The organism is Duganella sp. Dugasp56 (genome assembly GCF_047304105.1).
In the GTDB taxonomy this organism is placed as follows: Bacteria; Pseudomonadota; Gammaproteobacteria; order Burkholderiales; family Burkholderiaceae_D; genus Rugamonas; species Rugamonas hordei.
In genome coordinates, this window is sequence record NZ_JBGLYQ010000038.1 from 41140 (window position 1) to 59667 (window position 18528).

The following is an 18528-nucleotide window of genomic DNA, read 5'->3' on the forward strand; positions in this document are numbered from 1 at the left end:
GTGAAAAGAATTGCGAACGCTCGTACTATTATCCACCGAGGGGTAAATGTCAAACAGTACCGTTAGAGGTGGCGTTCTATTATCTTGACGCAACATGGCTGTTGCCGCCGGGGGACAACGGGCGGCAACAGCGGGGTGAGGGAGGGATGTTAAGGCAGGGGGCGCAGGCGGATGGACAACGGTGCCCGCAGGCGGGCGGCATAGGCGGCGACCCGGCGCTGCCAGGCGGCGGCGTCGGGCACCTCGCCGGACCAGCTGGCGATGGCGCCCACGTAGTAGCGCAGCGGCTGGCCCGGACGCACCGGCGCCAGGATCAGCTCGTTGGCGGCGTCGGCGGCATAGGCCGGCTCGCCGGCCGGCAGCACGATGGCCACGCCGAAGTCGCCGGCGCTGCGCTGGGTCACCCACTGGGTCAGCGCGTGCGCCGCCGGCAGCGGCGTGGCGGCCACCGTCGGCTGCTGGGGCGCGTAGGCGGGCGTCTTGTTGAGGCCGATGGCGGCGGTCAGCTGCGCCGGACCGCTGAAGCTGAAGGTGCTGTCGATCTGGTCGAAATCGTGCCCGGCGTCGACCGTGAAGCGCTTCACTTCCGACACGCTGGCGCCGGCCGCGTCCCAGGCGTCGTAGCGGAGCTCGAAGATGGCGCGGATCGGCCCGTTGGCGATGACCTTCCAGCTGGCGTAGTTGCGGCTGGTGTGCAGCAGCTTCCCATCCCAGATGCCGGTGCCGCCGGCGCCGCGCGTGATGCCGACGCCGTACATGTCCAGGCCCTCGCCCTCGTCCTTGTGATAATGGTCGTGGCCCTTGTTGTACCAGCGGTCGACGACGGGATAGCGTACCCGCTTGAACCAGATGTCGAGCCCGCTGGTCACCAGCACCTCCTTGCCGTTGCCCTGGGCATCCGGCGCGGCCAGCGCCTGGCCATAGGTGCGGTGGGCGATGCGGTCGTTCTCCCAAGCGAAATCGTCCAGCCGTTCCGGCACGTAGCGGGCAAAGGCCTGCACCGGGAACGGCGGCGCCACCGCCTCGCTCTTCTCCACCGTGAAGCTGGCGCTGTGCTCGCCGGCGGCAAAGTCGTGCTGGAAGATCAGCTCGCCGTACGCGATGCCCTTGCCCTGCGGGTCCTTGGCCTCCGGCGCCACATTGGTCACCTGGTAGGGCAGGCTGCGGCCGGCCGCGTCGCGAATCGTCAGGTGTTGCAGCAATGCGCCCGGCAGGGCCTGATTGACGTCCTTCCACGGCACCGTAATGGTTTCGGCCGGCCGCGCCGCGTCGAGCTCGTGGCTGGCCGTGACCACCAGCCGTTCCGCCGCGCCGGCGGAAGCGCCGGCCAAGGCCAGCAGCAGTGCGTAGCGTGGGCGCATGTCAGTATTTCACCGGATAGTCCTTGGGGAACTGGCGGCCCGAGTAGGCCAGCTTCTGGGTCCAGTCCTGCGCCGGCGCGGTCCAGTAGGGATCGTTCTCCGGCAAGCCCAGCGACAGGAAGCCTTCGGACGCGATGTACATGCTGCCGTTGTTGGAATACCAGTCGCCCAGCTCGGGATGGTGGCCGACGAAGCCGATGGTGAGGAAGCCGTCGCGCGTGAAGTTGCTGGGCGCCGACCACACGGCCTGGTGCGCAGCGTGCAGCGCCGCCCTCACCTGCCCGGCCGGCAGGCTGGCCGGCAGCTGCTTGCGCCAGGCCAGCAGGCCCAGCGGCTGGAATACGGCGGTGCGGTAGGTCAGCGAGCGGCCGATCGGCGGATAGGTGCCGGTCGGCGAGATGAAGCGCTCCAGGTGCTCGCTGTAGCGCTGGGTGCGCTTGAGCGCCTGCGCCAGCAGCTCTTCCGAATTGCCGCCCCAGAAAGGCGTCCTGGCCCGCGCCAGCACTTCCAGGATCTCCACCAGCATCGGATAGATCACGTACGAGTTGTAGTAATCGAAGTGGAAGGCGTCGCCATCCTTGATCCAGCCGTCGCCGGCATACCACTCGTTGATCTTGCGGACCGCCAGGCTGATGCGCATCTGGTCGTACTGCTCGCCGATCGACATCAGCCAGGCCTCGTTCATCGCGGCGAACAAGATCCAGTTGGTGTAAGGCGGATCGACCCGGCGCAAGCTCTTGATCTCGGTAATGATGCGCTGTTTGGTGGCGCTGTCCAGCGGCTCCCACAGCGCCTTGGGCGCCCGCATCAGGGCGTTGGTGAAATACGCCGAGTCGACCAGCGCCTGCTCCGGCCCCTTCCACAGCAGATAGTCCGGGTTCTTTGGATCGACGCTGTTGGCATAGCTTTGCAGCGCCAGCTGCTGAAGGCGCTTGCGGGTCTTGCCCTCGGCCGTGCCGTCTTCCGGCAGCGCCAGCCACGGCGCGGCGCCAGCGATCAGGCGGCCGAAGCATTCGAGGTAGGTCACGCCCTGGTCGCGGCCGTCCCAGGTCGGGCTGAGTTCGACCGGGAAATTCTTCTTCAGCTTGCCTTGCGCCATGTTCGACAGCACCGGCTCGGCCATCTTTTGCAGCAGGCCGGCCATGTAGGCGCGCTCGCCGCCGGCGGCCAGCGGCGCGCTGTCGGCGGCGCTGGCGCCGGCGGAGGCCATCAGGCCGGTGGCGGCGGATCCGGCAAGCACCGCCTGCATGAAGTTGCGACGTTCCATAGTGTCTCCGATGTTGATTTATTTTTGATCGAGCAAGCGTACCAGTTCCGCCGACGCCAGCAGGAAAGCGCCGACGCCGAAATCGGCGGTGGAATCCTGGTCCACCACCTGGCCCGGGATCGCGCGGTCGCCGATGGGCTGGACATAGCCGACGCGGCCGTCCGGCTGCAAGGCCACCTTGCTCAGGTAATGCCAGCTCTTGCGCACCACCGGCAGGAACTCGTCGCGCGCCAGCACACCGTGATTGATGCCCCACAGGTAGCCGTAGGTGAAGAAGGCGGTGCCGCTGGTCTCCGGCCCCGGCGCGTGCAGCGGATCGAGCAGGCTGCGGGTCCAGTAGCCTTCGGGCTGCTGGGCGCGTTTCAGCGCCTGTGCCATGTCCCGGAACCGGGCCACGTATTGCGCGCGGTGCGGATCGTCGGCCGGCAGCTCGTCCAGCACCCGCGCCAGCGCGGCAAACACCCAGCCGTCGCCGCGCGACCAGAAATCCTTCTTGCCGTTGACGCTGGCGTGCGCCGGATAGACATACTTGGCGTCGCGGTAGTACAGCCGCTCGGCCGGGTCGTACATGATGCTGTTGGCGTACTCGAAATACTGGTGCAGCTTGTCCAGGTAGCGGCGGTCGCCGGTGATGCCGTACAGCTTGGTCATCACCGGCATCACCATGTACAGGCCGTCGGACCACCACCAGTAATCGTTGCGCGGCGTGCTCATCTCGTATTCCATCACCTCGCGGGCGCGGGCGATCTTGCGCGGATCCGGCGCCAGCTTGTACAGGTCGGCGTAGGTCTGGAAGCAGATCTGCCAGTCGCCGAACAGCACGTGCTCGTCGGTCTCGCCATAGGTGTGCTGCCAGCGCTCCCTGTCCGTCGAGCGCGCGCCCATCCACTGGTTGTGCGCGGCCCAGGCTTCGGAATAGCGCAGGTACGCCTGGTTGTGCGTGACCTGGTAGGCCGCCATATTTCCCGTGTGGTAGGCCGCCACGTGCCAGAACGACCACTGCTGCGCCGGCGTGGTGCGCTGCCAGTGGCCGTTGACCTGGTCGATGATGGCGACCACCTCCGCCCGGCTGCCGCCGATGGCCGCGCCGTCCCCTGCCCGGGTGGCGCAGCCGCCCAGCGTAAAGGCCAGCAGCAGCAAAAATCCTTGCGCGTATTTTTTGAAATTCATGGGACCGTTTGAAAAAAGGGCCGAAGGCGGGGCGGCCTTCGGCATAAACACCCGGGACCCGTCAAGCGGTCCCGGCCTGGAGTGCACTGCCAACAAAAACACTAGGGCTTCCACTGCCACACTTGCACCGGCGCCGACACGCCGGCGGACGTGCCCTCGCCGTCCAGCTGCCGCACGTCCTGCACGAACAGGTGCAGCTCGCCGCGGCGCCGCCACAATTCGGTATCGAACGACGGCTCCCACGCGCCCACCGGCGCCTCGCCCAGGTCGCGCACGGTCCAGCGCGGCCGGCGCAGATCGGCGATGCTGGCCACCGAGACCTTGTTGCCGCGCTCGGCATCGCGGAACACCAGCAGGGCCGCGTGGCCATCCACCATGACCTGCGGCCGCGCAATCGGAATCGCCTTGGTGCCCAGGCCGGCAAGCGAAAACGGCGTGCGGCGGAAATCCAGGTCCAGCTGGCGCCAGGCGCCGCCGTCGCGATACAGCAGGTGGTACTGCGGCACCGCCGAGCCGGCCGCGCGCCAGTAGCTGGCGATCACCGGCTCGCCGTCGGCACCGGCCGCCATCGAGGTCTGGTTGATCAGCTCGCTGCTCTGCGGAATACGCGCCGCGTACTCGGCGCTGTCCGCCGTGATCGGCAGCGTATAGCGCTCGCCGCCGCTGCGTTCCCACGTCAGGCCGCCGTCGCGCGAGCGGGCGTAGGCCATGTCGTGGTTGCTGGCCACGTCCGGCGATTCGCGCCAAACCCACGACAGGTGAATGGTGCCGGCGCGGTCGACAAACGCCTGCCAGTAGGCGCTGCGCCGCCCTTCCCCGCCGATCAGGTTGCTGTGCAGCCGGGTCCAGCTGGCGCTGGCCACGTCGTAGCGGTTCATCACCAGGTTGCCGTGGCCGGAACCGCCGTCACGGTAGAGGAACAGCAGGCCGCCGTCCGGGCAGCGGAAGAACTCGGGATAGCTGACCGAGGCCTCGTCCCGGCCCAGCATCGCTGTTTCCGGCGTCAACTCCAGCGCGCCGGGGCGGATGCCGCGCGCATAGCGCAGGCGCTGGTTGTGCGCGTCCCACGCCAGGTGCAGATAGCCCGCGCCGTCGGCCATGATGCTGATGCTGTTGTGCGCGTCCGCCGCGTTGCCGCGATACGGCGTGCGCCGCAGCGCCCAGCGTGCCGTGCCCAGCTTGCGCTTGCCCAGCACCACCATCGCATCCTTGTCGTAGAAGGCGATGTACTGCGTGTCGCCGTCCGATACCAGCGAGTTCTTGCGGAACACCACGGCGTTGACCGAGTTGTTGGCCCAGCCCGGCGCGACGTCGACCACGCGCGCGGGGCCGGCCGCGCCGGCCGCCTGCGACGCGATGGCCAGGCAGGCCAACAACCTCAGGCGCTTAGAACTTGCCACGCAGTCCAACCTTGATGGTGCGGCCGTCGTACTTGGCATAGTCCATGCGCGTCTTCTTGCCGCTGCCATACTTGCCGCTGACGTCCTCGAAGTAGTCGTAGGCCAGCGTATTGGACAGGTTCAAGGCATCGATGCGCAGTTCCAGCTGCTCGCTGATCTTGTAGCTGGCGTTGGCGTCCAGGTAGCCGCGGCCGGCGTGCCAGCGGATCAGGTCGTCGCCGGTGTTGCGCGGGCTGTCCGGATGCAGCGAGCGGTCCTTGTAGTTGTAGGACATGCGCAGCGCCAGCGGGCCGTTCTCGTAGTAGACCGTGGTGCTGTAGGCAAACTTGGGCACGGAATTGACATTCATGTCCTTGCCCGCGTTGCTGATCCACGGCACGCTGTTGAACGGATTGATGTGGGTGTAGCTGGCCAGCGCGCCCAGGCCCTTGAACGGTTCCGGCAGGAAGGTGAACGCCTGCTGGTAGGCCAGCTCGAAGCCCTTCAAGGTCTGCTCGCCGGCATTGGTGTAGCTGCGCAAGGTCATCGGCAGGTTCGGATCGACGTGGCCGCTGGCGTCGTAGAAGATCGCCCCCAGCGCCGTGTCCGGCAGGCCCAGCTTGCCGAAGGTGGTGTTGGTGGTGTTGGCCACGGTGGCGTCGGTCAGCTCCTTCTTGAACACGGCGCCCGACAGCAGGCTGCCCGGGGCGAAATACCATTCCAGGCTGGTGTCCAGGTTCTTCGACTGTTGCGGCTTCAGGCCGGGATTGCCGGAGGTGGCCGAGTTATCGAAGGGATTCGGTATCGTGGTCTGCGCGGCGATGATGGCCAGCGACGCGCGGCTGACCGTCTTGCCCCACGACGCGCGCCACATCAGGGCATCGGTCAGGTCGAAGGCGCCGCTGAGCGCCGGCAGCACATTGCTGTAGGTGCCCTTCTCGTGGTTCGGCGCATAGACCAGGCTGGCGCCCTGCTGCTTGAAGTTGTCGATCTCGGTCTCGGTGCGCGAGTAGCGCACGCCGGCGTTCAGGCGCAGCTCGTGGCCGCCCACCTCGCCCTTGAAGTCGGACTGGACGAAGCCGGTGGTGACTTTTTCCGCCGCCGTGAAGCTTTGCGCCGGCGTGAACGCCGACGCCGGATTGAAGGCCAGCGGATCGAAGGTCGAGTAGGTCGAGGCGCGCGTGAACGTGCCGAACGCGTGCGGCCAGCCCGGGCCCATGTCGAGGTTGTCGATCGGCAGCGTGGTGGTCATGATGCCGCGCATGCCGGTGTTGCCCAGCGAATTCAGCTTGGCCGTCGCCTGGGTGGTGCCGTTGCGCTTGTTGATGCCCTTGGTGGTTTCCACGTACACGGTGCCGGCCTTCAGGTGGCCGGTCCAGTCGCCGGGCAGCTGGTAGTCCCAGTCGGCGACCAGACGGCCTTGCTTGCCGTGGTCGGTTTCCTTGGTCCAGGTGGTGCCGATGCCGAAGCCCTGGTAGTTGTTCACGTCGGTATAGCTGGTGGTGGAGGAGACCGATGGATAGACATGGTCGGACCCGTAGTCGATGGTCGAGTCGACGCCGAAGATCTGACCCGACAAGGTGTCCTGGTAGCTGAGCGCGGTGCTGTTGTTGCCGCTGACCTGGCCGGTCAACACCAGTTCCTTGGTGGCGGCCCAGCGGCCGTTCAACGACATGTAGCCGAACTTGGTTTCGTCTTCGCTGTAGGTCACGCCGCTGCTATACGAGGTGTTGCCGAAGGTACCGGTCAACAGATTGGACGCCGGATCGATGTGCACGTTCAGCGGCACGAAACCGCTGTGACCGGTCTGGCCGGCCGGCGCGGCGCGGTTGGTGGTCTTGCTGTTGCGCACCAGGATGCCCATATACATTTCATCGCGGGTGTTCTTCAGCTGCGATCCCAGCACGTCCAGGCTGATGTTGACGTCACCGTTCTTGTACTGCAGCGAGGACACCAGGCCGTCGCGGGTGCGGTCGTTGGCCGAACCGTAGAAGCGGTAGATGCGCGGCAGCAGCGCGTTGTCGATCTGGTCGCGGGTGTAGCCGCTCAGGTTGGCGCGCGGATCGTCATAATCCAGCTGCACGGCGAAGGTGCCCTTGACCGGGCTCTGGCTGCCGCGCGCCGAGCTGTTGTAGCCGCCGGTCGCCTCGAAGCCGGAGCGGTTGTTGACGCTGGCCGAGTGCGAGCCACCCACCAGGAAACCCCAGTTGCCCCAGGTGTTGGAGAACAGCGCGAAGCCCATCGGGTCGGCGTGCTTGGACATGGTGTTGTACTGCTCGGAAATCGCGTAGCGGATGGTGCGCTTGGGATTGTCGAACGGGCGCGGGGTTTGCAGGTCGACCACGCCGCCGATGCCGCCTTCGCTCAGCTCGGCCAGCGGCGACTTGTAGAAGTCGACGCGGCCGAACAGTTCCGACGCGAACACGTCGTAGTTGAAGCCGCGCGCGGCGCTGCCGATGGTGCTGGTCGAGGTGGTGTTGACCGGCGCGCCGTTGAGCGTGGTCACCGAGTATTCGGTCGGCAGGCCGCGGATCGAAATGCGCTGGCCCTCGCCCGAGCTGTCGTCGCGGTTGAGGATGATGCCGGGCACCCGCTGCAGCGATTCGGCGATGTTTGCCTCGGGGAATTTGCCGATGTCCTCGGCCACGATGGAGTCGCGCACGCCGATGGCCTGCTGTTTCAGGTTCAAGGCTTTTTGCAGGCTGGAGCGGAAGCCGGTGACCACCACCGTGGTCGGCTCGGCGGCGCCGTCCGCCGGCGCTGGCGCGGCCGGCGGCGGCGTCTCCTGCGCGGCGGCGTTCGCCCCGTAGGCGGCAGCCAGAGCCAGCGGCAGCAGAGTGGCGAGTAGTTTCTTACGCATTATTTCCCCCGTTGTTGTATGCAACAATCTAAAAGTTCACTGTGTAGTTTTTTTCACGCCACGCCGGTGTCTCCTGAAAAGCGTGCCGCGCTGCTGCCTGATTTTTTGGCATATCGCATGTGGTCACGTTACCACCCATTGAACTCATCGTACAACTTAATTTTTCAGCACTGCCCGTGAAATGCACGTATCTATTTGATTTTTATCAGAAATAAATTTGATGGAAGAGCAATTAAGGATGTGGTATCGTGACCACATCCTGATCTCCAGCAACTCATTCGCACACATGGCAAAATCGAGCAAACTCAGTGAAGTGGCGAAAATCGCCGGGGTCTCGCCCATCACCGCCTCGCGCGCGATCCGCGGCACCGGCTACGTGTCCGAGGCGGCGCGCACGCGCGTGATGGCGGCGGCGGCGCAGCTGAACTACACGCCCGACATGCTGGCCCGCCGCATGCGCGGCGATAAAAGCAAGCTGATCGGCGTGTTCGTCAACAACTATGGCTCGCTGGTGCTGCATGAAATCACCAAGGCCATCAGCGACGAGGCGCGGCGCCAGGGCTACGACATCCTGCTGTTCAACGCCGAGCGCTTCGACCTGCCCAGCCGCACGGAAACCTGCGCCATGCTGAGCCAGCTGTGCGCCGGCCTGGTGCTGCTGTTGCCCAACGCGGCCGACGGCTACCTGGCGGTGGTCGAGCGCCAGAGCCTGCCCTGTGTGTTTGTCGGCTTCGACGCGCGTCCGGTCAACCTGCCGGTGGTGGTGGTGGAAAACCGCGCCGGCGCCCGCACGGCGGTCGAGCACCTGCTGTCGCTGGGCCACCGCCGCATCGCCTTCATCGGCGGCACGGCCGGCACCGGCCAGGGCGCCGAGCGCCTCAAGGGCTATCACGACGCGCTGCGGGCGGCCGGCGTGACGGCCGACGCGGCGCTGGCGGTGGACGGCAATTTCTCGCAGACGGGCGGCTATGCCGCGGCCGAAAAACTGCTGTCGCTGGACACCCCGCCCACCGCCATCTTCGCCGCCAACGATGAAACCGGCTTCGGCGCCATCGACGCCATCCACAGCCGGGGCTTGAAGGTGCCGGACGATATCTCGGTGATCGGCTTCGACGACATCTCGACCTCCAGCTTTGTCCATCCGCCGCTGACCACGATGCGCCAGCCCAACGCCGACATGGCGGCGCGCGCCGTCAACGAATTGCTGGCGCAGATACAGGGCGGCGAGAAGCAGGCCCAGCGCATCGGTTTCCCGATGAACCTGGTGCTGCGCAGTTCCACCGGGCCGCTGCGCCGGCCGGACTGATGGACAGCGACGGCGCCATGGCCGGCCCCCGCCCCGTCGGCCAGCGCGCTGCCTGGGGCCTGGCCTCGGCCGGCCTGCTGGCGGTGCTGTTCTGGCTGCTGGTGGGCGACCTGGCGATCTCGATCCGCGAACGGGCCGCGCTGCCCAGCGGGCTGGAACTGCTGCGCCGCAACGGCGCCTCCGACACCACCACCTCGCTGCTGATGTCGACCGTGCCGGCGCTGCTGAGCGTGCTGCTGGTGCCCCTGCTCGGCTACCACTCGGACCGCCTGCGCAGCCGCTGGGGCCGGCGCCGGCCCTTCCTGCTGGCGGTGGCGCCGGTGGGCTGCGCCGCCATGCTGGGCCTGGCCTGCTCGCCGGCGCTGGGCGCGCTGGCCGACGCCGCGCTGGGCGCGTTGTCGCCGGGACGCCGCCTGTGCAACCTGGCCGCCTTCAGCCTGTTCTGGACCATCTTCGAATGCGCCGGCATCAGCGCCGCGTCGCTGTTCACCGGCCTGGTCAACGACGTCGTGCCGCAGGGACTGCTGGGGCGCTTTTACGCCGCCTTCCGCATCGTCGGGCTCAGCGTCGGCATCGCCTTCAACACCTGGGTGTTCGCGCTGACCGACCACTACCTGAGCGAAATCCTGCTGGCCATCGGCGTCGTGTTCGGCCTGGCGCTGCTGCTGGTGTGCCTGATGGTCAAGGAGCCGGCCTGCGGCGCGCAGGACGACGGCCGGCGCGCCGGCGGCTGGCGCGCGCTGGCCGTGCCGCGCGCGCACGTGCTGGCCTGCTTCGCCCACCGCCCCTTCCTGTGGGCGGTGGCGGCCTTCATGCTGGCCAGCGTCACCTTCAATCCCTTCAATACGTTTTACCAGTACTACGCCCACCTGTCCGGCATCCCGAAGGCGACGCTGGGCACGCTGACGGCCTACGGCTATGCCGTCTCCATCGCGTCCGCGTTCGGCATCGGCTGGCTGGTCGACCATTACGGCGCGCTGCGCGTGTCCAGCCTGATCATGGGGGTGTACTGCGCGGCGGCCGCGATCGGCTACCTGAGCCTGGGCAACCCGGCCTGCTTCCCGTGGTTTTACCTGGCCCATGTGGTAGTGTCCGGCGCCTGGTTCACGGCGGCGGCATCGATGCCGATGGCGCTGTTCCCCAGGGCTCAGTTCGTGCAATACAACTCGACCAAGGATTTGATGGTTGTGCTGGGCAATATCCTGGTCAGCGGCGTGCAGGGGCCCGTGCTCGACCTGTCCGGCCACGACTATCGGCTGACGCTGCTCAGCGGCGCCCTGTTCGCGCTGCTGTGCGTGCTGTGCCTGGCCCGCCTGCAGGCGCGGCCGATGCCTGTCTAGTCGTAATCGCCGGCCTTGCCCAGCTGGCGCCGGTCGCGCTTGGTGGGACGGCCCTTGAAGTCCGCGCTCGGTTCGCGGAACATGCGGCGGTTCTCGGCCACGGCGGCGCGCCGGGCGACGCTGAGGTCGGTCTCTTCGTACAGATTGCGCGCGATCGGCGCGGCGGCGCGCACGTCCGACAGGTTCATCACGTCGACCTCCCAGCGATCCGAGCCGTTGTCGATGTCCAGCTGGTCGCCGACGCGCACCGCGCGCGCCGGCTTGACCTTGTCGCCGCCCAGCCTGACCTTGCCGCTGTCGACGGCCTCGGTGGCCAGCGAACGGGTTTTAAAGAAGCGCGCGGCCCACAACCATTTGTCCAGTCTGACACTATCGCTCAAGCGTACTTCCCCACGGCAAAAACGCGCATCAGCATCTTGTAGCAGAAAAAGGCTATCTCGTAGCCGATGCGGCGGAAGCGGCCGACGTGTTCGAAATCGGCGTAATGGATTTCCACGCCGTCGGCGATCGCCGCCTCGATATGCCGGCGCAGGCTTTGCGCAAAGGCGGCGTCCTTGATCACGACATTCGCTTCCTGGTTCAAAAACAGGCTCAAGCCGTCCACATTGCTCGAGCCCACAGTGGCCCAGTCGTCGTCGATGACGGCAACCTTCGCATGCAACTGGGTCTTGTGATATTCCACCACTTTGACGCCGGCCGCAAGCAGCTTCGGATAGAAGGAATGCGCGACCGCATCCTGCAGCCAGATTTCGCCGACGCCGATCAGCAGCGTGACCTCGACGCCGCGCTCGGCGGCGGCGGCCAGCGCGTGGCGGAAGCGCGCGCCCGGCGCGAAATACGGATTGGCCAGCAGCACGCTCTTGCGCGCCCGGCCCAGCGCCTGCAGATAGGCGCGCTGTATGGTCCGGCGGTTGCGCAGGTTGTCGCGCACCACGAAGCCGGCCTGGACCATGTTCTGCGTGGCGCGCTTGTTGACCTTGCGCATGTCGCGGTACAGGTGGATCCGCTTCATGATGCCCAGCTTGCCCATCCGGCGCCATTGCGTCTGCGCCTCCAGCTGGATCGCCCCCACCAGCGGGCCGCGCACCTGCACCGCGAAATCCCAGCGTGGCGCCGACAGGCTGATCGCGTGGTTGTAGTCGCAGTACATGTCGTCGTTGATGTTGATGCCGCCGACGAAGGCGATCTCGCGGTCGACCACGCAGATCTTGCGGTGGGTGCGCGTGACGCCGCGCCTGAACCAGGGATTGAACACGCGGTGCTCGACGCCCGCCGCCACCAGCTTCTCGTGCATGCTGTTGACCTGGCGGCGGCCGGTGCCCCACCAGTCGGTAATCATGCGCACCTGCACGCCGCGCTGGGCGGCGCCGGTCAGCGCGGCCTGCACCGCGAGTCCGGTGGCGTCGCCGGCAAAGATATAGGTCTCGAAATATACCTCGTAGCGGGCGGCGTCGATGGCGGCTATCAGCGCGGGAAAGAAGTCGGTGCCCGTGTGCAGGAGCGTGACTTCGTTATCGGCAAGGAAATTGACTGTGCGCATAACTGGATTCTAACCCCGGGCGACGAGATCAGGCGCTCCCGTGGAAACAAGTCTATAATAAATTGCAACCCTATTGTGAGGGCTAACGCTCGGAGCGCTATGCATGGGAGCACGATTGCTGACCCGTAGTCTGTCGATGATGCTGCTGGCGTCCTGGCTGCAGGCCGCGGCGGCCGAGACTCCGGCGGCTTGCGCCAAGGTGGTGGTGTCCGCCGATCCCGACTATCCCCCGCTGCACTGGTACGACGGCAAGGAGTTGCGCGGCCCCAGCGTCGAGCTGGCCGCGCGCATCCTGGCCGATCTGCAAATCCCCTACGAAGTGCGCTATGTCGGCCCATGGAAACGCGTGCTGGCCAATGCCGCGGTCGGCAAGGTCGACCTGGTGGCGACCCTGAAGATCCAGCCCGAACGCGAACGCTACCTGGACTTCGTGCGCACGCCGGCGTTTCCCAATCCGGTGGCGGTGTTCGTGCAGCGCCAGCGCGCCTTCATCTTCAACAACTGGCAGGACCTGGCCAGCCACAAGGGCGGCATCGCGCTGGGCAATACCTTCGGCCAGGCGTTCTCGGAGTTTGCCGCCAGCCATTTGCAGCTGGAGGAATCGGGCACCGCCGACACCAATTTCCGCAAGCTGGCCCTGGGCCGCATCGACTATTTCATCAGCGGCCTGTTCACCGGCGAAGCATGGCTGGCGCGCCATCGCCAGGGCGAGCAGTTCATGGCGATGCGGCCCTTCCTGGCCGAGGACAAGAATTACTACGCCTTCGCCAAAACCAGCCCCTGCGTCAAGTATCTCGACGCGTTTGAAGCACGGCTCAAGGAGCTGGTGGCCAACAAGACCAACATCGCCATGCTCAACGTCAGCCTGCAAACCCTGGACGTCAAGCTCGACAGCGCAACGCTGAGCCGCAAATAACTCAGGCCAGCGTCAGGTTGGCGACGATGGGGGCGTGATCGGACAGCTTGGCCCACAGGCTGCCGTGCATCACCTCCGCCGCGTCGACCTTGAAGCCGCGCACGTAGATGCGGTCCAGGCGGAAGAACGGCAGGGCCGCCGGGAAGGTGCGGGCCGGGTTGACGCTGGATTTGCGGCGCAGCGTGCGCACGATCTCGTCCAGCGTGGAGTTGGAGCCGATCTGGTCGAAGGCCTCGACCACGCCCAGCGCGTTGCGCAGTTCGCCGCCCAGGGTGTTGCGCCAGTCGTTGAAATCGCCGGCGATGATGACCGGTTCGCCGTTCGGCGCCGACTCGCGCACGGCCGAGATCAGCGCCTGGGTCTGGCGCCGGCGGCCGGCCTCGAACAGGCCGAGGTGGACCACAAAGCAGTGCACGGCGCCGTGCGGCGTATTCAGCGCGCAGTGCAGGATGCCGCGCTGTTCGTAGGCGTGGTCGGACACATCGTGGTTGGCCTGGTTGGCGATCGGATAGGCGCTCAGCAGAGCGTTGCCGTGATGGCCGTGGTCGTAGATCGCGTTCATGCCGTAGGCGCTATGCGCGTGACGCGACTCGCCGGCAAAATATTCATGCTGCGCCGCAGCGGGCCAATGCTTGTGGCCCAGATGTTCGGCCCCGTATTTGGCGGCTTTCAAGTCGTGCTTGCCCTGCACCTCTTGCAAAAAAACCACATCGGCATCGAACAGGCCGATGGCTTGCTTCAGCGCCAGCACCCGCGGCTCGCTGCGGATGGCGGACACGCCTTTGTGGATGTTGTAGGTCGCGACTCGGATTTTCATAGCGCTCATTCTAACCCTGAGTCCGGGTTTATGGCGTGCGGCGCCGCACATACAGTCCGACGCCTGAATGCCGGCTAGCCTAGCTCGCGGACCTGCCGCGGCAGTTGCAGGACGGCTTCGGCGTTGGAGAACGAGAAGCACTTGTCGGCCGCGTCCAGGTAGGGCAGCCAGACGTGGTTCAGGTGTTCGCGCGGCGCGAGGGTGATGGCGATGTCGCGCGGCACCTCGACGCTGAAGACGTGCTCGGTATTTTCCGTCACGCCCGGCGCGTAGCGGTGACGCCAGACCGGATAGATCGTGTAGATGTTGGACAAGTGCCAGTCGCGCAGCACGATGCGCTCGCCGTCCGCGACGATGCCGGTTTCCTCGAACAACTCGCGCGCGGCCGTTTCCAGCAAGGGTTCGTCGACCGCGTCCAGCGAGCCGGTCACCGACTGCCAATAGCCGGGCCGGTCGGCGCGCTCGATCAGCAGCACTTGCAAATCGGCCGTGTGGATCACCACCAGCACCGAGACAGGGATCTTGTAGGGCTTCATAGTTCTGGTAAAAGAAAAGGCGCCGAAGCGCCCTTTCCATTGCAATAATCAGCTGGCCACTTTTGGCTCGGCCGTACGCAGGCGGATATGCAGTTCTTTCAACTGCTTCTCGTCCACTTCCGACGGCGCCTGGGTCAGCAGATCCTGGGCGCGCTGGGTTTTCGGGAAGGCGATCACGTCGCGGATCGAATCGGACTTGGTCATCAGGGTCACGATACGGTCCAGGCCGAATGCCAGGCCGCCGTGCGGCGGCGCGCCGTACTGCAGCGCGTCGAGCAGGAAGCCGAACTTCAGGCGGGCTTCGTCGGCGTCGATCTTCAGCGCGCGGAACACTTTCGACTGCACTTCCTCGCGGTGGATACGGATCGAACCGCCGCCCAGTTCCCAGCCGTTCAGCACCATGTCGTAGGCCTTGGCGATGCAGGCGCCCGGATTGCTTTCCAGCCAGTCTTCATGGCCGTCCTTCGGCGCGGTGAACGGATGGTGGGTCGCGGTCCAGCGGTCCGACTCTTCGTCGTATTCGAACATCGGGAAGTCGATCACCCACAGCGGCGCCCAGACGTCGTCGAACAGGCCGGCTTTCTTGCCGAATTCCGAGTGGCCGATCTTCACGCGCAGCGCGCCGATCGCGTCGTTGACCACCTTGGCCTTGTCGGCGCCGAAGAAGATCAGGTCGCCGTCTTCCGCGCCGGTCAGTTCCAGCACCTTGGCCAGGGCCGCGTCGTGCAGGTTCTTGACGATAGGCGATTGCAGGCCGTCGCGGCCCTTGGCCTTCTCGTTGACCTTGATGTAGGCCAGGCCGCGCGCGCCGTAGATGGCGACGAACTGGGTGTAGGCGTCGATTTCCGAACGTGGCATGTCGCCGCCCTTCGGCACGCGCAGGCCCACCACACGGCCGTTAGGCAGGTTGGCGGCGCCCGAGAACACCTTGAAGTCGACGTCCTTCATCACTTCGGTCAGGTCGGTGAACTCCAGCTTGACGCGCATGTCCGGCTTGTCCGAACCGTATTTGCCCATCGCCTCGGCGAAGTCCATCACCGGGAACGGGTTAGGCAGCTCGACGTTCATGGTGTTGCGGAACACCTTGCGGATCATGTCCTCGAACAGGTCGCGGATTTCCTGTTCGGTCAGGAACGAGGTTTCGCAGTCGATCTGGGTGAATTCCGGCTGGCGGTCGGCGCGCAGGTCTTCGTCGCGGAAGCACTTGGTGATCTGGTAGTAGCGGTCGAAGTTGGCCACCATCAGCAGCTGCTTGAACAGCTGCGGCGATTGCGGCAGCGCGAAGAAGTTGCCGGCGTTGACGCGCGACGGCACCAGGTAGTCGCGCGCGCCTTCCGGGGTCGACTTGGTCAGCATCGGGGTTTCGATGTCGATGAAGCCCAGGTCGTCGAGGTACTTGCGCACTTCCATCGTGACCTTGTAGCGCAGGCGCAGGTTGTTCTGCATCTGCGGGCGGCGCAGGTCCAGCACGCGGTGGGTCAGGCGGGTGGTTTCCGACAGGTTGTCGTCGTCCAGCTGGAACGGCACGGCCACGGAAGGGTTCAGCACTTCCAGCTGCGAGCAGACCACTTCGATCTTGCCGGACTTCAGGTTGGCGTTGACGGTACCCGCCAGGCGATCCTTGACCACGCCGGTCACGCGCAGGCAGAACTCGTTGCGCACGGCTTCGGCGGCCTTGAACACTTCAGCCTGTTCCGGATTGCAAACGATCTGCACCAGGCCTTCGCGGTCGCGCAGGTCGATGAAGATCACGCCACCGTGGTCGCGGCGACGATGTACCCAGCCGCACAGGCTGACGGTTTGGCCAAGCAGCGCTTCAGTGGTGAGGCCGCAGTAGTGAGTACGCATTGAGGACATGTTTATTTCTCGGTTCAGGTTAGTGTTACTCAGTTGATCTTAATTTATTTGCTCGCGATTTCGATCGGGCGCGGCGCGTCTTCCGGCGCCACCACTCCCATCGACACGATGTACTTCAGGGCCGCATCGACGCTCATGTCGAGTTCGACCACATCCTTGCGCGCCAACATCAGGAAAAAGCCCGAGGTCGGATTCGGCGTCGTCGGCACGTACACGCTGACGTAGTCGCCCACCAGGTGGTTCTTGACGTCGCCGCCCGGCACGCCGGTCAGGAAGGCGATGGTGTACGAGTTCTGGTGCGGATACGGGATCAGCACGGCCTTGCGGAAGGCGTTGCCCGACGACGAGAACAGCGTGTCCGACACCTGCTTGACGCTGGAATACAGCGAGCTGACGACCGGGATGCGCGTCAGCAGCTTTTCCCACAGCTTGACCACGTAGTTGCCGACCAGGTTGTTGGTCAGCAAGCCGGTCAGGAACACGATCAGCACGGTCAGCAAGGTGCCCAGGCCGGGAATATCGAAGCCGATCAGCGTGCGCGGCTGCCAGCGTTCCGGCACGAACAGCAGGGACTGGTCCATGGTGCTGATCACCAGGTTCAGCACCCAGGCGGTAATCGCCAGGGGCACCAGGATCAGCAAGCCGGTAATGAAATATTTACGCATCGATTACTCTTAGGGTGGGTGTGGCGGCGGTGCTTCAGTCGGCGCGGTTCAGTCGGCGCAGTTCAGTCCGATTTCGTGCCGGTGCCGGCGGCCGGCGCGGGGGCCGCAGCCGGCGCGTCCGTCTTGGCGCCGGTCGCGGTGCCGGTCGCCGGTGGCGTGCCGCCGCGGAAATCGGTCACATACCAGCCCGAGCCCTTCAACTGGAAGCCTGCAGCGGTCAGTTGTTTCTTAAACGACTCCTTGCCGCACTCTGGGCAAACAGTCAGCTGCGGGTCGGAAATCTTCTGCAAGACATCCTTGGCAAAACCACATGCCTCGCAGCGGTAAGCGTAGATCGGCATCTATTACTCCGCAAAAATCATCAAAACCCTGAATTATAAAGCTTTTTCCTGCCGGCTTGCCTGTTTCCTGTGGCTAAGCACCGATTTCCGCCCCGAACCGCCGTCAAACAAGCTCGTCACTGACATGGCGCTTGTGCGACCGGCCGCACATACATCGGCAACGGAACTCTTTATAACAGTCATACAACCTGTCAAGGAGGAGCTCAACATGATCAAGAAACTATTGCTTGCGGCCGCCATCGCGGCTTCCGCCGGTACCGTCACGCTGCCGGCGTCGGCCGCCGTCATCGTGGTCCAGACCGCGCCACCGCCGCTGCGCCATGAAGTGGTGCCGCCGCCCCGTCACGGCTATGTCTGGGCGCCCGGCTACTGGGACTGGCGCCACAACCGCCACGTCTGGGTCAAGGGCACCTGGGTGCGCGAGCGCCGCGGCTATGTCTATCACCAGCCGGCCTGGGAAGAGCGCAACGGCCGCTGGGAAATGACGCGCGGCAGCTGGGCCCGTGGCGACCGCGACCATGACGGCGTGCCGAACGGCGTCGACAACCATCCCAACAATCCGCGCCGCGATTAAGCGCTAGCGCCGACGCCAGACCATCCAGCGCTCCTTGCCGGCGAACACCGGTATCGAGTCGCTGACGGCGTCGTCGGCGACGCAGTCGAAATCCGCCCGCAGCAAAGCATCGAGCTCGCCGCGGACAATGCCGAACGGCGGCCCCCTGCGGCCATCGTCGAAGAAGAAATAGCCGGCCAGCAGCGCGCCCGGCGCCAGCAATTGCGCCCACCGCGCCGCCACCTGCGGCCGCATCGCCGGCGGCAGCGCGCACAGGAAGGCGCGCTCATAAATCAGCTGCAATGGCCGCTCCGGCTGCCATTTAAAGAAGTCCGCCTCGACCACGCGCGCAGCGTGCCGGCCGGCTGCCCCCTTGCCCACCGCCACGGCGGACGGCGAGAAATCGATCGCCACCGCATCCCATCCCGCATCGGCCAGCAAGGCCAGCTCGTAGGCCGCGCCGCAGCCCGGTATCAAGGTGGTCAGCGGCGCGCTGGCGGCGGCAAAATCGCGCAAGGCTTGCGGCGCGCCACCCCGGTCCCACGGCGTAAAGTTGCGCTCGAAACGCTCGTCCCAGAACGCCGGTGACATCGGATCGCGCTGCTGGAAATCGGCCATGG

17 protein-coding genes are annotated in these 18528 nt (G+C 65.7%); 4 read left to right on the plus strand and 13 right to left on the minus strand.

Going from position 1 to position 18528, the window contains the following annotated elements:
* Nucleotides 1–149 precede the first annotated feature (149 nt).
* The 5 genes from ACCD07_RS23890 to ACCD07_RS23910 form a co-directional block, all read right to left on the minus strand.
* A complete protein-coding gene (locus ACCD07_RS23890) occupies nt 150–1361 on the minus strand; it encodes a DUF4861 family protein (RefSeq protein WP_413448761.1) in 1212 nt (403 codons plus the stop codon).
* A gap of 1 nt (nt 1362) precedes the next feature.
* A complete protein-coding gene (locus ACCD07_RS23895; RefSeq protein ID WP_413448762.1) occupies nt 1363–2628 on the minus strand; it encodes a DUF2264 domain-containing protein in 1266 nt (421 codons plus the stop codon).
* A gap of 18 nt (nt 2629–2646) precedes the next feature.
* The gene (locus tag ACCD07_RS23900; RefSeq protein WP_413448763.1) at nt 2647–3798 is read right to left on the minus strand and encodes a glycoside hydrolase family 88 protein; all 1152 of its coding nucleotides are present in this window, start codon (nt 3796–3798) and stop codon (nt 2647–2649) included.
* 101 nt (nt 3799–3899) lie between these two features.
* The gene (locus ACCD07_RS23905; protein WP_413448764.1) at nt 3900–5198 is read right to left on the minus strand and encodes a BNR repeat-containing protein; all 1299 of its coding nucleotides are present in this window, start codon (nt 5196–5198) and stop codon (nt 3900–3902) included.
* Nucleotides 5185–8037 (minus strand): TonB-dependent receptor, encoded by a 2853-nt coding sequence (locus ACCD07_RS23910; RefSeq protein ID WP_413448765.1) that lies wholly within the window; start codon nt 8035–8037, stop codon nt 5185–5187. The genes ACCD07_RS23905 and ACCD07_RS23910 overlap by 14 nt, the downstream gene beginning before the upstream one ends.
* A 286-nt stretch (nt 8038–8323) precedes the next feature.
* Here ACCD07_RS23910 and ACCD07_RS23915 point away from each other — a divergent pair, with 286 nt between their 5' ends.
* On the plus strand, nt 8324–9343 hold the full coding sequence (locus ACCD07_RS23915; RefSeq protein ID WP_413448766.1) for a LacI family DNA-binding transcriptional regulator: 1020 nt from the start codon (nt 8324–8326) through the stop codon (nt 9341–9343).
* The gene (locus ACCD07_RS23920; protein ID WP_413448767.1) at nt 9343–10683 is read left to right on the plus strand and encodes an MFS transporter; all 1341 of its coding nucleotides are present in this window, start codon (nt 9343–9345) and stop codon (nt 10681–10683) included. Before ACCD07_RS23915 ends, ACCD07_RS23920 begins: the two co-directional genes overlap by 1 nt.
* On the opposite strand, the gene ACCD07_RS23925 is transcribed toward ACCD07_RS23920, so the two are convergent.
* Nucleotides 10680–11063 carry an RNA-binding S4 domain-containing protein gene (locus ACCD07_RS23925; RefSeq protein WP_176655334.1) on the minus strand — a complete coding sequence of 128 codons (384 nt, stop codon included), beginning with the start codon at nt 11061–11063 and terminating at the stop codon, nt 10680–10682. The two genes, ACCD07_RS23920 and ACCD07_RS23925, sit on opposite strands and share 4 nt — an antisense overlap.
* Nucleotides 11060–12223: a cardiolipin synthase ClsB gene (gene clsB / locus ACCD07_RS23930; RefSeq protein WP_413448768.1), complete on the minus strand. Its 1164-nt coding sequence runs from the start codon at nt 12221–12223 to the stop codon at nt 11060–11062. Before clsB ends, ACCD07_RS23925 begins: the two co-directional genes overlap by 4 nt.
* A gap of 103 nt (nt 12224–12326) precedes the next feature.
* Between clsB and ACCD07_RS23935 the strand changes: the two genes are divergently transcribed.
* Complete coding sequence (locus ACCD07_RS23935) at nt 12327–13139, plus strand: substrate-binding periplasmic protein (protein ID WP_413448769.1); 813 nt, start codon at nt 12327–12329, stop codon at nt 13137–13139.
* A 1-nt stretch (nt 13140) separates the two neighbouring features.
* Here ACCD07_RS23935 and ACCD07_RS23940 read toward each other — a convergent pair whose 3' ends face one another.
* From ACCD07_RS23940 to ACCD07_RS23960, 5 genes are all read right to left on the minus strand, one after another.
* Nucleotides 13141–13956: an endonuclease/exonuclease/phosphatase family protein gene (locus ACCD07_RS23940; protein WP_176655331.1), complete on the minus strand. Its 816-nt coding sequence runs from the start codon at nt 13954–13956 to the stop codon at nt 13141–13143.
* A 74-nt stretch (nt 13957–14030) separates the two neighbouring features.
* Nucleotides 14031–14492, minus strand: coding sequence for a dihydroneopterin triphosphate diphosphatase (gene nudB, locus ACCD07_RS23945; protein ID WP_176655330.1), 462 nt, complete (start codon nt 14490–14492; stop codon nt 14031–14033).
* A 48-nt stretch (nt 14493–14540) separates the two neighbouring features.
* Nucleotides 14541–16340: an aspartate--tRNA ligase gene (gene aspS, locus ACCD07_RS23950; RefSeq protein ID WP_176655515.1), complete on the minus strand. Its 1800-nt coding sequence runs from the start codon at nt 16338–16340 to the stop codon at nt 14541–14543.
* Between the two features lie 53 nt (nt 16341–16393).
* The gene (locus ACCD07_RS23955) at nt 16394–17014 is read right to left on the minus strand and encodes a DUF502 domain-containing protein (protein WP_176655329.1); all 621 of its coding nucleotides are present in this window, start codon (nt 17012–17014) and stop codon (nt 16394–16396) included.
* 62 nt (nt 17015–17076) lie between these two features.
* Nucleotides 17077–17355 (minus strand): FmdB family zinc ribbon protein, encoded by a 279-nt coding sequence (locus ACCD07_RS23960; protein ID WP_176655328.1) that lies wholly within the window; start codon nt 17353–17355, stop codon nt 17077–17079.
* A gap of 208 nt (nt 17356–17563) precedes the next feature.
* Here ACCD07_RS23960 and ACCD07_RS23965 point away from each other — a divergent pair, with 208 nt between their 5' ends.
* On the plus strand, nt 17564–17929 hold the full coding sequence (locus ACCD07_RS23965) for a YXWGXW repeat-containing protein (protein ID WP_176655327.1): 366 nt from the start codon (nt 17564–17566) through the stop codon (nt 17927–17929).
* A 3-nt stretch (nt 17930–17932) separates the two neighbouring features.
* On the opposite strand, the gene ACCD07_RS23970 is transcribed toward ACCD07_RS23965, so the two are convergent.
* Nucleotides 17933–18526, minus strand: a complete 594-nt coding sequence (locus ACCD07_RS23970; RefSeq protein WP_413448770.1) for a methyltransferase domain-containing protein — start codon at nt 18524–18526, stop codon at nt 17933–17935.
* Nucleotides 18527–18528: the final 2 nt, after the last annotated feature.